Raw genomic sequence first — 12,634 nt, forward strand, 5'->3', positions numbered from 1 at the left:
CAGGACAAATGCGCGGCGGGCAAAGTGAAATATAGACTTTTTTTGACATACCACCTGATTTGCGAAAAGCACCAGAAAGGATATTCTTTAAATTTCAATGGAATGGCTTTGTAATATCTTTTTACGCTGGTGTGACCACAGAGGAAACTTTACAATCCGCGGCAGTTAACAAAGAGGGTTTTGACGTGGAAAGGTTTGATGCCGTGGTAATTGGCGCCGGTGCGGCGGGTATGTTTTGTGCGGCAATGGCCGGACAGGCGGGTCGTCGCGTGCTGCTGCTGGATAACGGTAAAAAGCCCGGCCGTAAGATCCTGATGTCCGGCGGCGGGCGCTGCAACTTTACTAATCTGTATGTTGAACCCGCGGCCTATTTGAGCCAAAACCGTCATTTTTGTAAATCTGCGCTGGCGCGCTACACCCAATGGGATTTTATCGACCTGGTGGGTAAGCACGGCATCGCGTGGCATGAAAAGACGCTGGGACAGCTGTTCTGCGACGACTCCGCGCAGCAGATTGTCGATATGCTGGTGACCGAGTGCGAGAAGGGCGGCGTCGTCATGCGCCTGCGCACGGAAGTGCTGGAAGTCGCCCGCGACGACCAGGGCTATACGCTGCAGCTGAACGGTGAAACCGTCAGCGCAGATAGCCTGGTTATCGCCAGCGGCGGCCTGTCGATGCCGGGGCTGGGCGCCTCCCCGTTCGGCTATAAGATTGCCGAACAGTTTGGCCTGAAAGTCTTGCCCACTCGCGCCGGGCTGGTGCCGTTCACGCTGCATAAACCGCTTCTTGAACAGCTTCAGACGCTGTCTGGCGTGTCCGTTCCCTCGGCCATTACCGCCGAAGACGGCACGGTGTTCCGCGAAAATCTGCTCTTTACCCATCGCGGTCTTTCCGGCCCGGCGGTACTGCAAATCTCCAGCTACTGGCAGCCGGGGGAGTTTGTCACGGTGAACCTGCTCCCCGAATGCGATCTCGACGCGTTCCTTAACGAGCAGCGTACCGCGCACCCAAATCAAAGCCTGAAAAATACCCTGGCAATGCAGCTGCCAAAACGTCTGGTGGAATGTTTGCAGGCGCTGGGGCAGATCCCGGACGTGTCGCTCAAGCAGCTTAACAGCCGCGAGCAGGAGATGCTGGTGGAAACCCTGACAAACTGGCGCGTGCAGCCAAACGGCACCGAAGGCTACCGCACGGCGGAAGTGACGCTGGGTGGCGTTGACACGAATGAGCTCTCGTCCCGCACCATGGAAGCGCGCAACGTGCCGGGGCTCTATTTTATTGGCGAAGTGATGGATGTGACCGGCTGGCTCGGCGGGTACAACTTCCAGTGGGCATGGGCAAGTGCCTGGGCGTGTGCTCAGGCGCTGGCAGAAGACAAGTGACATAAGAGCGCAGCCACTCGTCGCGGTTGGCTTTATGGGCTGACGGTGGTTACGTCCGTCACAGCAAGAATATTGCTCGCGGCCACGGTCCCCATCTTGATATATGACGCTGCGGTAACGCCGCCAATATGCGGTGAAATAACCACGTTTTCTACGGACTGCCACAGGTGCGGCGCGGTCAGCGGCTCGCGGGTAAAGCTGTCCAGCGCGGCGCTGTGCAGCGTGCCATCCCTGAGCGCCGCCAGTAACGACTCATTGTGGATCAGTCCGCCGCGTGCCGTATTGACCAGAATCGCGTTCCGCTTGCAGTGTGCGAGCGTCTGGCTATTGATCATCCCCCGATTCTCATCTGTCAGCGGACAGTGCAAAGAGATGACATCGGAACGGGAAAGAAGTCCGTTCAGCGTTTCTGCGCGTTCGCACAGGGCAGGCATGGTCTTAGCATAGGGATCGTAAGCCAGCACCTTCATGCCGAAAGCGTGGCCAATAGTCGCCACGCGCGAGCCGATAGCACCCAACCCAATTAGCCCTAGGGTTAAGCCCTCCAGTTCAATGGATTTATGCGTCGCCTTATCCCAGTGCCCGTCTCGCAGCCGCTTGTCCAGAGGCACTACTGACTTTGCGCAGGCGAGGATCAGCGCCCAGGTATGTTCAGCCACTGCTGCCGCGTTTGCGCCTGGCGCAGCCCGGACGGCGATGTTGCGCTCGGCCGCTGCCGTCTGGTCTATCACATCGATCCCGCTTCCGTGCTTGGAAATAACCTGCAGAGCCGGGGCGGCATCCATGACTTTCGCGGTGATCCTGCCGTAACGTACCAGGATCGCCACAGGATTGTGTCGTTTACACAGCGCGATCAGGTCATCTTCTGTGGGCTGGCGGCCCGCAAACACCACCTCAAAGCCCTGTAACATGACCATGGCCTGCTCCGCCAGGTCGCTTCCGGTAACCAGAACTACGTCTTTGCCGCCCATTACAGCGTCTCCCCGTCGTTCAACATACCTGCCTTACGAAGCGCGTCATCAAGCCAGCGTGGACGTAAATCGCCTTCACGGATGGCGGAAAGACGCCGGGTCTCCATCTCCAGCTTTTCTTTTGCCAGAGCGATAACCTCCTGAACCTCATCTCGCGGGATAACGACCACGCCGTCGATATCCGCGACAACCAGATCCCCGGCCTGAACCGTCGCCCCGGCGACTGAAATGGGATGATTAACCCGGCCAGAAATTAACTTTGTCGGGCCGCAGGGGTTCAGACCGGCAGAAAAGACGGGGTAGTGACCTTTGCTCAGGGTATCGGCGTCACGTACAGCGCCATCAATAATAATGCCCGCAATGCCGCTCGCCTGAGCCTGAGTGGCCATGATTTCCCCAAGCAGCGCGCAGCTCAGGTCGCCTTTGCCATCGACGATCAGGACATCGCCGGGCTGCGCCACCGCCATCGCGGCATGAATCGCCAGATTATCACCCGGACGGACTTCAACGGTGATGGCCGGACCCGCTACGGACATGTGTGGGGCCAGCGGTTTGATGCGGCCATGAAGCGTACCGCGGCGACCGGCCACGTCGGCCAGAATAGCTGCCTGATACTCGGCAGCCCGACGAACGTCCTCGGCTAAAACGCGCTCGAAATGGCGATTAATCGGTTTTTTTTCAGTAACGGACATAAATGCCTCCATATTGTTTTACTGAGTACAATGCAGGTGTACAGAACAAAACAACTATAGCGGTGTTGCTTTCCTTTTAGCCAGACCCGAGGTGGCGTTTGTGATGTAAACACGAAGTGACTCACAAAATTTGAGGTACACTCACTGCCGGGCTAACAAGGAGATAATGATGGGGAATGAAGGCGTTGTAGCGGTTGAAAAAGCGCTGGCTTTACTGGATTGCTTCCGTCCTGGAGATGAGAGCCTGACGCTGACCGCGCTGGCACAGCTGTCGGGTTATCACAAAACCACGGTTTACCGCTTGATGAATTCTCTTGAACGTATGAATTACGTCGTCAGGCATGAAGACGGCAATTATGCGCTGGGCCCACGTCTGCTTTACCTCGGCAAGCTGTATGAACAATCTTTCCATCTTTCCCGGGTGGTTCAGCCAGAGCTTCAGGCCTTATCCCTGGCGTCTCAGGAGAGTGCCAGCTGGTATGTGCTGGAGGGAGGGCAGCGGCTTTGCCTGTTTCGCGCTGAAGCGTCGCATGGCCTGCGACACAGCAATCTTCCCGGCAGCCAGTTCCCGCTCGATAATTCGGCCATCAGTAAGGTATTACGCCATTGGGGGCTCAATGAAAGCCTGCCGGAGGAAGACGCTGAACTCCCATTCTACACGTCAGGCGCACGCGATCCTCACACCGCTGCGTTTGCGATGCCTGTCTTCGGCGTTCACGACAAGCTGGTTGCGGCGTTAGCCCTGACCGGCCCCATCTCGCGGCTGACGGAAGATCGCCGTGAGAAGGAGATAGGTCAGTTGATGAAGGCGGCCGCAAGCCGTCTGTCGCAGAAAATGGGCGCCAGTAAGCCCTTCTGTCAGCAATTCTTTGGTGAAACGAGCGACGCGGCGGAAGAAAATCTTTAAACGCAGAAGCGGGACAAATGTCCCGCTTCTGTCATCGTTAATGCGTGACCTGTTTTTCGTGCAGCTGAGCGCGGCGGGCCTGCCGGCCCATAATGAGCACCGCGATGCCCCCGGCCACGCACAGCGCGGCCAGCGGAAGCATAGCCAGCGTGTAGCTGCCCGTCCGCTCATTGATAATGCCGTACGCGTTTACCATCACCGCCCCGCCTATCAGGTTTGCGATGGCGCCAATCGCGGCCAGTCCCGCCGCCGCTGAGGTACTGCTCATCCAACCGGACGCCAGCGCCCAGAAAGGCCCTTTCATTGAATAAGCGCCTATCAGCATAATGCTGAGGATAACGAGCGTGGCAGACAGCGAGACGCTTACAAAGGCGGCGAACACGCCGGCGGCAATCATGAACAGCGTGAGTGCGGTATGCCAGCGGCGTTCGTTGGTACGATCGGAATTCCGTCCCCATACAATCATCAGAACCGATGCCAGACCGTAAGGAATGGCGTTAAACAGACCTGTCTCCAGGTTATCGAGATGGAAGGATTTCAGCAGTTGAGGAGACCAGACGCTGATGGTGGTGCCCGCGGAAGATGCGCCCGCGTAAATCAGCGCCATCAGCCAGATTTGGCGATGCTTCAGCAACTGCCACGTCGTCTGGTGTCCAATGTTCTTTTGCTGGCTACGCTCGGTCTCAAGCGTGGTTTCCAGCCACTTTTTCTGTTCATCACTGAGCCATTTCGCCTGATGAGGGCGATCCCGGAGAATAAACCAGGCTGCAATACCCAGCAGCACCGCCGGCAAGCCTTCAATGATGAACAGCAGATGCCAGCCGCGAAGGCCCAGCCAGCCATCCAGTGACAGTATCAACCCGGAAAGCGGGGAGCCGATGAAGTTAGCGAGCGGGATGGCGACCATAAAGGACGCAATAATGCGTGCGCGGTAGCGGGAGGGGATCCACCAGGTCAGATACAGCACGACGCCCGGGAAGAAGCCCGCCTCTGCAGCACCGAGAAGAAAACGGACGATATAGAGCGACGTGGTGTTCTGCACCAGGGCCATACACATAGAGACGATGCCCCAACTGATCATAATGCGCGGGATCCACAGCCGGGCGCCGACTTTCTGCATGGCCAGGTTGCTGGGTACCTCAAACAAAAAATAGGCCACGAAGTAAAGGCTGCTGGCGAAGCCAAACGCCGCTTTGCTGAGGCCAAGGTCCTCATTCATCTGCAGCGAAGCCATGCCGATATTCCCGCGATCGATAATGGAGACCAGGTAACTGACAATCAGAAACGGGAGAATACGCCAGATCACCTTCCGCATCGTCTCTCTTTCTATGTCCTCGGTGGCGGTCGCGCCGTTACGTAAATGTTCTGTCATTGTGTCCTCGCAGGGTTTGTTCTTTGTTTTATTAGGTACAACTCAGTTTTATTAAACAAAACCACTATAGCGACGGCGCGTTATTTTTATCCAGTTAATGGAAGGTTTAAATGATGTAAATAAGAGGTGACTCACAGATAGTGCGCTTCAGATATATCGTTCACAGCAGCCGAACCAGCGGCAAAGAGGAGATTCTGTAATGGAAATAATCACGCAGCGCAATTATTGCACCAACTTTTCCTCGCCGTTCAACTAAGCTTCGACCGGGTGCCCCGCCGCGTTAGCGGGGCCATATTCCTTTTGGTCGAGCACGCATCATGCAGCTACTCAGTATTATTATTTTGCTTACCCTAACCGTGGTGATCCATTCGCTGTGGATGTTTGGCGTTTTAAAATTCATTAGGTTAGAAGTCGATTCTGCGGTACGCATCGTGTTACGCAACGTCGGTATCGTCATCTCCATGATCTTCGCCCACCTCCTTGAGGCCGGACTGTTTGCTGCGTTTTATTTTGTCATCGACGCGTTTAATGACTGGAACACCAGCTTCTATTTTTCACTGGTCAGCTACGCCACCGTGGGATACGGCGACGTCACGTTACCCCAGCACTGGCGGCTCATCGGCGGTGTGGAAGGGCTGATAGGCGCGTTGATGGTGGGCTGGTCCGTGGCGGTTCTGGTGGCGGTGCTGCAGCGTTTGCGCGGCATGAGCGCCTAAACGGCAGATGCGCGATCCCCGCCTGGTAAGGTAAAGTACTCCTCCTTGCGCGGCCCGAAGGCCGCGAATTTGAGGGCGAAGAGGCTGATTAACGGCCCGCCCTTTTCTGTTCCTGGTTTACGCCAGTTTGCATGGTGTTGTGTTTTGTCTGCCAAAAGGGTTTTGTATGTCTGCTGCTCATCTCGGTTTCCCGACGGAAACCGTTGTTGTCTTTGTGGTGATGGCCGTTGGGGCGATGTTTATCGACCTCTTTATGCACCGTCACGATAAACCCGTCTCGCTGAAAAGCGCGGCGATGTGGTCCATTTTCTGGGTCATGATGGCGATGGCCTTCGCCGGATTCCTGTATGTTCACCACGGCGCCGAGATGGCGAGCCTGTTCCTCACCGGCTATGCGCTGGAAGAGGTGCTCTCCGTCGATAACCTGTTCGTGATGATGGCGATCTTCGCCTGGTTCGGCGTGCCGGATAAGTACCGTCACCGCGTGCTCTACTGGGGCGTGCTGGGGGCGATTGTCTTCCGCGGCATCTTTGTGGCTATCGGCACCAGCCTGTTAAGCCTGGGGCCGTACGTTGAGGTGATCTTCGCGCTGGTCGTCGGCTGGACGGCGGTGATGATGCTCAGACGCAATGAAGAGAGCGACGAAGTGGAAGATTACTCGGGTCATCTCGCCTATCGCCTGGTGAAGCGCTTCTATCCGGTCTGGCCGAAAATCAGCAGCAACGCCTTTATTCTGACGCAGAAAGAGGTGGATGCTGAGCTTGAAAAACCAGAAAACCAGGACGTGATGGTCGGACGCGTGAAGAAGGCGAAGCGCTATGCGACGCCGCTGCTGCTTTGCGTAGCCGTCGTCGAGCTCTCTGACGTCATGTTCGCGTTTGACTCCGTGCCGGCCATTATTGCCGTGAGCCGCGAGCCGCTGATTATCTACAGCGCCATGATGTTCGCGATTCTCGGCCTGCGTACGCTTTACTTCGTGCTGGAAGCGCTGAAGCAGTATCTGGTGCACCTCGAGAAAGCCGTGGTGCTGCTGCTGTTCTTCGTGGCGTTCAAGCTGGGATTAAATGCCACCGACCACTTCTGGCATCACGGTTACAGCATTGGCGCCACGGCCAGTCTGTTTGTGGTGCTTGGCGTGCTGGCGCTGGGGATTATTGCGAGCGTGATGTTCCCGGGGAAACGTGAGGCCTGATGTACCGCTTTTCTCCCTCTCCCTGTGGGAGAGGGCCGGGGTGAGGGCGCCAGTCCGCACCTAACCCTTAATCGGTGAATTCCGACGCTTGCGCGGGTGGTGGAAGTGCCGCCAGTGCGGATCCTGCGCCGCCGCCAGCAGCTCGTGGTCGCCGCGGGTGTCTCCCCAGGCGCGCAGGTGATAGGCGTTCAGATCGCCATACACTTTTTCCAGCCTCGCCACCTTCTGGGCGCAGCGACAGTTATTGCCCGTAATGCGCCCCGTCAGCTTGCCGTCTTTCACTTCCAGCTGCGTGCCAATCAGCTTAATGCCGAGCTTATCAGCCCACGGCTGGAGCACCAGCGCCGGGGATGCGGAACAGATGGTCACCTCCGCACCGGAATTTACCTCAGCCGCCACCGCCAGAACCCCTTCGGGGCGCATCAGCTTGTTCCAGTATTTTTCGCAAAAGGCTTCCGCCTGCTGGCGCAGCCAGTGTTCATCCACGCCCGTCAGGAACGTTTTAATCAGCACTTCCTTCAGCTCATCGCGCGTCAGCTTGCGACGCACGCAGTGGAGCGTGGGCAGCGCCATGCGCACCAGGCGGCCCGCGAAGTAACGTTTGCCAAAGGCAAAACGCAGGAAAGGAATAAAGCTGTCGTGGTGCGTTAATGTCCCGTCAAAGTCAAAGACAGAGAGCACGCTGGATTTTGCCACCGTCTCGTCGGCAATCATATTGGTCATAAATACGTCTTAGCTGAAATACACATTCTGCGGATCAGTTTACCTGCTTTAGCTGGACAGTCCTTATATCACCACTCTTTTTTTCTCGATCTTGCGATCTCAAAGTGAATCCATTTTTGGCCTCGATAACAATTGGTGAAAAAACGAACTGTCTATATTATCGCCACATCGCAAGATATTTAGGGGAACCATTGGGCCCCACAGGTAAGGAAAAACTCACTCACTACTTCTTTCTTGATATGACTCTTAGATCGCTTATTTCAATCCTCACGTTAAGTTTTGCTTCGTTTTCTGCGTTCAGCTTTCAACTTCCAGCGTCGATGTTATCGATGAACAGTGAACTGGCAGCATCACCGGCGAAATCTGCGCTGGTGCATCAGGAAACAGGCCCGCTGCGCTCGCGTATTCTCGACCAATACCAGAAGTGGAAAGGCACCCAGTACCGGTGGGGCGGAACCACGCATCGCGGGGTGGATTGCTCCGCGCTCATGCAGCACCTGTTCACCGATGCGGCGCATCTTAATTTGCCGCGCACGACGAGTGAACAGATCCATCGCGGCGTGCAGGTCGCCCAATACCGCCTGAGAGCCGGCGATCTGGTCTTCTTCCAGACGGGCCCGAACCGCAAGCACGTCGGCGTTTATATTGGCAAAAACCAGTTTATTCATGCCTCAACCAGTCAGGGCGTAACGGTTTCAACCCTGACGGATGATTACTGGCAAGCACACTACATTACCGCCCGTCGTATTGCAGGCAGCGCGGCCTGACAGCGTCAGATAATGTCATCCACGACGCCACCGTCGACGCGCAGCGCCGCGCCCGAGGTGGCGGAGGCCTGGGGCGAACAGACATAAATCACCATATTAGCCACCTCTTCAACCGTTGCCGCACGCTGGATAACCGAGCTGGGGCGGTTGGCCATCACAAACTCTTTCGCCAGCTGTTCCAGCGATTTGCCGGTTTTTTCGATTTCATCTTTCATCATCTCTGCGAAACCGTCTGACATCGTCGGGCCCGGCAGCACGCTGTTGACCGTCACGCCGCTCCCCGCCACGAACTTCGCCAGCCCGCGCGCCAGCGAGAGCTGCGCCGTTTTGGTCACGCCGTAGTGGATCATATCCGCCGGAATATTGCAGGCCGACTCGGAGGAGATGAACACCACGCGTCCCCAGCCTTTCTGCACCATACCCGGTAGCAGGGCGCGGGACAGACGCACGCCGGACATCACGTTGGTCTGCCAGTAACGCTCCCAGGTCTCATCGTCGGTGGCATAGAAATCCTGCGGACCGTAAATCCCGGCGTTGTTGACCAGAATATCGACGTTATTCGCTACCTTCAGAAGCGACTCGACCCCTTCCGCCGTGCTGAGGTCGGCAATCGCGGCGCGCACCTGTACGCCCGGCACCACCTGCTGGAGCTGCTGAATGCCTTTATTCACCGATTCCGTGCTGCGGCCGTTGACGATCACTTCCGCACCGCTTTCTGCCAGACCTCTGGCAATGGCGAACCCGATCCCGCCGGTTGAGGCGGTCACCAGCGCCACTTTCCCCGCAAAGTCGATTTTCATCATCTGCTCCTTCTCGTTTAAACGTTCGGACCTTAAAGCGTAGCAGGTGAGGATGACGGCTCCTGGCTAAAAAGGCGCAACAGCGTCTCAACCTGCTCATCAAGCGGGGCGAGGGAACGCTTTACAATCAGGTGAAGCGGCGTTGCCCTGCGCGCGCCGTGGCTCAGCGGCAGGCGCTTCAGTACGCCCTGATCCAGCTGGGTCTGGATGCGTTCCTCTGGCAGCCAGCCGTAGCCGACCTGAGAGACGACGGCCTCAATGGCGGCATCGATGGTGGAGAAGGTCCACGACTCGCCGGCAGCACGCGCGGCGGGCTGGCTGTCCGCAATCTGGATGAGCGGCCACGGGCGCAGCATCTCATCATTTAGCGGCGCGTCGAGGTGAAACAGGGGATGCCGGGAATGGGCCACGGCAACAAAGTCGATATTCATCAGCCATTCGCCGAGCCCGGTAATGTCCTGGCGGCGGGTTAAGACCATCACATCGGCTTCGTCGTTAATGGCGTCGGCGCGGGTATTTTCCAGCACCTCTGTCAGACGAACCTGAGTCTGCGGATACTGCTGCTGGAACTGACGAAGAATAGCGAACAGGCGGCGGCGCGGGAAAATGGAATCCACCACCAGATCTAACCGCGTGCGCATCCCGTTGCGAAGGGTCGCTGCGCGCGTCTCAACGTACGAAAACGCTTTCAGCAGCGGTTTAACCTGGTTGAGAAGAAGCTCTCCGGCCGGGGTTAACACCGCCCGTCGCCCCTCCGGCACCAGCAGCGCCACGCCGAGCCGCTCCTGCAGCAGCGACAGGTTATAGCTCACCGAGGACTGGCTGCGGTGGGTTTCTTCCGCGGCTTTGGCAAAGCTGCCCGCTTCCACCACTCTTTCCAGTAAAGCCCATTGTTCCAGCGTCGTCTTATGCATGATTTATCTAAAATTTGGATGAATTTGATTAAAACATAGCGTTATTCATTCATTTTTTGAAGGGGTACGATCGTCTCATCAAAACAAAGGAGACATCTTATGAACACCTTCGACAAACACGACTTAAGCGGCTTTGTTGGTAAACATCTTGTATATACCTACGATAACGGCTGGAACTACGAGATTTACGTAAAAAATGAGACTACGCTTGATTACCGTATTCACAGCGGTCTTGTAGCCAACCGTTGGGTGAAAGATCAGCAGGCTTATATTGTGCGGGTAGGGGAAAGCATCTATAAAATTTCCTGGACCGAGCCAACCGGTACCGACGTCAGCCTGATTGTGAACCTGGGCGACAAACTGTTCCACGGCACCATCTTCTTCCCACGCTGGGTCATGAACAATCCGGAAAAAACCGTCTGCTTCCAGAACGACCATATTCCGCTGATGAATAGCTATCGCGATGCGGGTCCGGCGTATCCTACGGAAGTGATTGATGAATTTGCTACGATCACCTTTGTGCGCGACTGTGGTGCCAATAATGAAAGCGTTATTGCCTGCGCAGCCAGTGAATTGCCGAATGATTTTCCTGCTAATCTTAACTAAGCGCGACAGTTGATTCCGCGACAATTGATATTAATAAAAAGTTCCCGGAGGATGACGGAATTTCCACTCAAACCTCCGGGATTTTTATTTTGGTTGAGTGTTCATTTACTTTTCTTATAATTTCATTGTAAACAAAATGAAATAGTAGAGTAATCGCTGTGAGTCCACCCACAAAAAAAGAAAAAACTAGTAAGAATGACTATCTTGCTGTTGTAAAACGATTTTCTATTCTCTTTTATGTGCTGTTTCCCTTCTGCTTTTCACCTGTCTTAATTTTTTCCTAAGAAAACGACGTTACTTTTGCTTCAGTTGATGGTTTGTTGACATAACTGTAATAGCGACTTAATTTTATTTGGTCTTTATTTAATAACCATCTTGCATGATTCCATTGAGCTGCCCATTACGACAGTGCAGTAAAAGATGACGCCTTTAATACAGCAAGGAAATTAATAATGAGTGATTTTCTGCCTTTTTCGCGACCGTCGATGGGCGCTGAGGAAATTGCGGCGCTTCAGGACGTTTTGATGTCGGGCTGGATCACCACTGGGCCAAAGAATCAGGAACTTGAAGAGGCATTCTGTCAGCTTACCGGGAATCAGCATGCGATTGCCGTCTGTTCAGCCACCGCAGGTATGCACGTCACGCTGATGGCGCTGGATATTGGCCCGGGCGATGAAGTCATTACCCCTTCCCAGACCTGGGTCTCCACGCTGAATATGATCGTGTTGCTGGGTGCCACACCGGTCATGATTGATGTGGACAAAGATACGTTAATGGTGACGCCAGAAGCCGTTGAAGCCGCCATTACCCCGCGTACCAAAGCCATTATTCCCGTTCATTATGCCGGCGCGCCGTGTGAAATCGACGCCATTCATGCCATCGGTGAACGTCACGGTATTCCGGTTATTGAAGATGCGGCCCATGCCGCCGGAACCTACTACAAGAACCGTCATGTAGGCTGGAAAGGGACCGCGATTTTTTCCTTCCACGCCATTAAAAATATGACCTGCGCGGAAGGGGGCTTAGTCGTCACGGATAATGCCCAGCTGGCACAGCGGATCCGCAGCCTGAAATTCCATGGCCTGGGCGTAGATGCCTATGACCGCCAGACGCACGGCCGCGCGCCGCAGGCGGAAGTGATCGCGCCGGGCTATAAATACAACCTGGCGGACATCAACGCCGCGCTGGCGCTGGTGCAGTTAGACAAACTGAAAGAGGCCAACAGACGCCGCCAGGAAATTGCTGAACGCTACCTGCGTGAGCTTGCCGATACGCCGTTCCAGCCGCTCACCATTGCGTCATGGCCGCACGTGCACGCCTGGCACCTGTTTATTATTCGCGTTGACGAAGCGCGCTGCGGGATCTCACGCGACAACCTGATGGCGGCGCTGAAAGAGAAAGGCATCGGTACCGGCCTCCACTTCCGCGCGGCACACACCCAAAAATACTACCGCGAGCGTTTTCCTAATGTATCGCTCCCGAATTCTGAATGGAATAGCGCGCGTATTTGTTCTCTCCCTCTTTTCCCGGACATGACTCATGACGACACAACCCGCGTCATTACCGCACTCCATCAGCTTGCAGGACATTGA

The 12,634-nt window shown here is 55.6% G+C and carries 13 protein-coding genes; 7 read left to right on the forward strand and 6 right to left on the reverse strand.

Features of this window, described 5'->3' with window-relative positions:
• The first annotated feature begins 185 nt into the window (after positions 1–185).
• The gene (locus tag BJ885_RS20160) at positions 186–1,382 is read left to right on the forward strand and encodes an NAD(P)/FAD-dependent oxidoreductase (protein ID WP_121932702.1); all 1,197 of its coding nucleotides are present in this window, start codon (positions 186–188) and stop codon (positions 1,380–1,382) included.
• Between the two features lie 32 nt (positions 1,383–1,414).
• On the opposite strand, the gene BJ885_RS20165 is transcribed toward BJ885_RS20160, so the two are convergent.
• Positions 1,415–2,353, reverse strand: a complete 939-nt coding sequence (locus BJ885_RS20165) for an NAD(P)-dependent oxidoreductase (RefSeq protein ID WP_121932651.1) — start codon at positions 2,351–2,353, stop codon at positions 1,415–1,417.
• Positions 2,353–3,045 carry an RraA family protein gene (locus BJ885_RS20170; RefSeq protein WP_121932652.1) on the reverse strand — a complete coding sequence of 231 codons (693 nt, stop codon included), beginning with the start codon at positions 3,043–3,045 and terminating at the stop codon, positions 2,353–2,355. Before BJ885_RS20170 ends, BJ885_RS20165 begins: the two co-directional genes overlap by 1 nt.
• 169 nt (positions 3,046–3,214) lie before the next feature.
• On the opposite strand from BJ885_RS20170, the gene BJ885_RS20175 reads away from it, so the two are divergent.
• On the forward strand, positions 3,215–3,952 hold the full coding sequence (locus tag BJ885_RS20175; RefSeq protein ID WP_023309548.1) for an IclR family transcriptional regulator: 738 nt from the start codon (positions 3,215–3,217) through the stop codon (positions 3,950–3,952).
• A gap of 37 nt (positions 3,953–3,989) precedes the next feature.
• Here the strand turns inward: BJ885_RS20175 and BJ885_RS20180 are convergent, their stop codons facing one another.
• The gene (locus tag BJ885_RS20180; RefSeq protein ID WP_029740244.1) at positions 3,990–5,324 is read right to left on the reverse strand and encodes an MFS transporter; all 1,335 of its coding nucleotides are present in this window, start codon (positions 5,322–5,324) and stop codon (positions 3,990–3,992) included.
• A gap of 317 nt (positions 5,325–5,641) precedes the next feature.
• Here BJ885_RS20180 and BJ885_RS20185 point away from each other — a divergent pair, with 317 nt between their 5' ends.
• Positions 5,642–6,040 carry a potassium channel family protein gene (locus BJ885_RS20185; protein ID WP_121932653.1) on the forward strand — a complete coding sequence of 133 codons (399 nt, stop codon included), beginning with the start codon at positions 5,642–5,644 and terminating at the stop codon, positions 6,038–6,040.
• A gap of 166 nt (positions 6,041–6,206) precedes the next feature.
• Positions 6,207–7,232 (forward strand): TerC/Alx family metal homeostasis membrane protein, encoded by a 1,026-nt coding sequence (locus BJ885_RS20190; protein WP_024908851.1) that lies wholly within the window; start codon positions 6,207–6,209, stop codon positions 7,230–7,232.
• Positions 7,233–7,292: 60 nt separating this feature from the next.
• Here BJ885_RS20190 and BJ885_RS20195 read toward each other — a convergent pair whose 3' ends face one another.
• Entirely contained in the window at positions 7,293–7,955 is a 663-nt protein-coding gene (locus BJ885_RS20195) for an HAD family hydrolase (RefSeq protein WP_014885577.1), read from the reverse strand.
• A 239-nt stretch (positions 7,956–8,194) separates the two neighbouring features.
• Here BJ885_RS20195 and BJ885_RS20200 point away from each other — a divergent pair, with 239 nt between their 5' ends.
• Positions 8,195–8,722, forward strand: coding sequence for an NlpC/P60 family protein (locus BJ885_RS20200; RefSeq protein WP_029740677.1), 528 nt, complete (start codon positions 8,195–8,197; stop codon positions 8,720–8,722).
• Positions 8,723–8,727: 5 nt separating this feature from the next.
• On the opposite strand, the gene BJ885_RS20205 is transcribed toward BJ885_RS20200, so the two are convergent.
• Both BJ885_RS20205 and BJ885_RS20210 read right to left on the reverse strand, forming a co-directional pair.
• Complete coding sequence (locus tag BJ885_RS20205; RefSeq protein WP_047646797.1) at positions 8,728–9,522, reverse strand: SDR family NAD(P)-dependent oxidoreductase; 795 nt, start codon at positions 9,520–9,522, stop codon at positions 8,728–8,730.
• 32 nt (positions 9,523–9,554) lie between these two features.
• Positions 9,555–10,436 carry a LysR family transcriptional regulator gene (locus BJ885_RS20210; RefSeq protein ID WP_032662157.1) on the reverse strand — a complete coding sequence of 294 codons (882 nt, stop codon included), beginning with the start codon at positions 10,434–10,436 and terminating at the stop codon, positions 9,555–9,557.
• A 99-nt stretch (positions 10,437–10,535) separates the two neighbouring features.
• Between BJ885_RS20210 and BJ885_RS20215 the strand changes: the two genes are divergently transcribed.
• Positions 10,536–11,042: a phenolic acid decarboxylase gene (locus BJ885_RS20215; protein ID WP_024908855.1), complete on the forward strand. Its 507-nt coding sequence runs from the start codon at positions 10,536–10,538 to the stop codon at positions 11,040–11,042.
• A gap of 452 nt (positions 11,043–11,494) precedes the next feature.
• The gene (arnB, locus tag BJ885_RS20220) at positions 11,495–12,634 is read left to right on the forward strand and encodes a UDP-4-amino-4-deoxy-L-arabinose aminotransferase (RefSeq protein ID WP_121932654.1); all 1,140 of its coding nucleotides are present in this window, start codon (positions 11,495–11,497) and stop codon (positions 12,632–12,634) included.

Source organism: Enterobacter sp. WP_7_1 (assembly GCF_003688535.1).
GTDB lineage: Bacteria > Pseudomonadota > Gammaproteobacteria > Enterobacterales > Enterobacteriaceae > Enterobacter > Enterobacter asburiae.

What these genes read in the sequence shown, in the direction of transcription:
- BJ885_RS20165 (WP_121932651.1), bottom strand. Translation starts at nt 2,353, where the DNA reads ATGGGCGGCAAAGACGTAGTTCTGGTTACCGGAAGCGACCTGGCGGAG.
- BJ885_RS20170 (WP_121932652.1), bottom strand. Translation starts at nt 3,045, where the DNA reads ATGTCCGTTACTGAAAAAAAACCGATTAATCGCCATTTCGAGCGCGTT.
- BJ885_RS20175 (WP_023309548.1), top strand. Translation starts at nt 3,215, where the DNA reads ATGGGGAATGAAGGCGTTGTAGCGGTTGAAAAAGCGCTGGCTTTACTG.
- BJ885_RS20180 (WP_029740244.1), bottom strand. Translation starts at nt 5,324, where the DNA reads ATGACAGAACATTTACGTAACGGCGCGACCGCCACCGAGGACATAGAA.
- BJ885_RS20185 (WP_121932653.1), top strand. Translation starts at nt 5,642, where the DNA reads ATGCAGCTACTCAGTATTATTATTTTGCTTACCCTAACCGTGGTGATC.
- BJ885_RS20190 (WP_024908851.1), top strand. Translation starts at nt 6,207, where the DNA reads ATGTCTGCTGCTCATCTCGGTTTCCCGACGGAAACCGTTGTTGTCTTT.
- BJ885_RS20195 (WP_014885577.1), bottom strand. Translation starts at nt 7,955, where the DNA reads ATGACCAATATGATTGCCGACGAGACGGTGGCAAAATCCAGCGTGCTC.
- BJ885_RS20200 (WP_029740677.1), top strand. Translation starts at nt 8,195, where the DNA reads ATGACTCTTAGATCGCTTATTTCAATCCTCACGTTAAGTTTTGCTTCG.
- BJ885_RS20205 (WP_047646797.1), bottom strand. Translation starts at nt 9,522, where the DNA reads ATGAAAATCGACTTTGCGGGGAAAGTGGCGCTGGTGACCGCCTCAACC.
- BJ885_RS20210 (WP_032662157.1), bottom strand. Translation starts at nt 10,436, where the DNA reads ATGCATAAGACGACGCTGGAACAATGGGCTTTACTGGAAAGAGTGGTG.
- BJ885_RS20215 (WP_024908855.1), top strand. Translation starts at nt 10,536, where the DNA reads ATGAACACCTTCGACAAACACGACTTAAGCGGCTTTGTTGGTAAACAT.
- arnB (WP_121932654.1), top strand. Translation starts at nt 11,495, where the DNA reads ATGAGTGATTTTCTGCCTTTTTCGCGACCGTCGATGGGCGCTGAGGAA.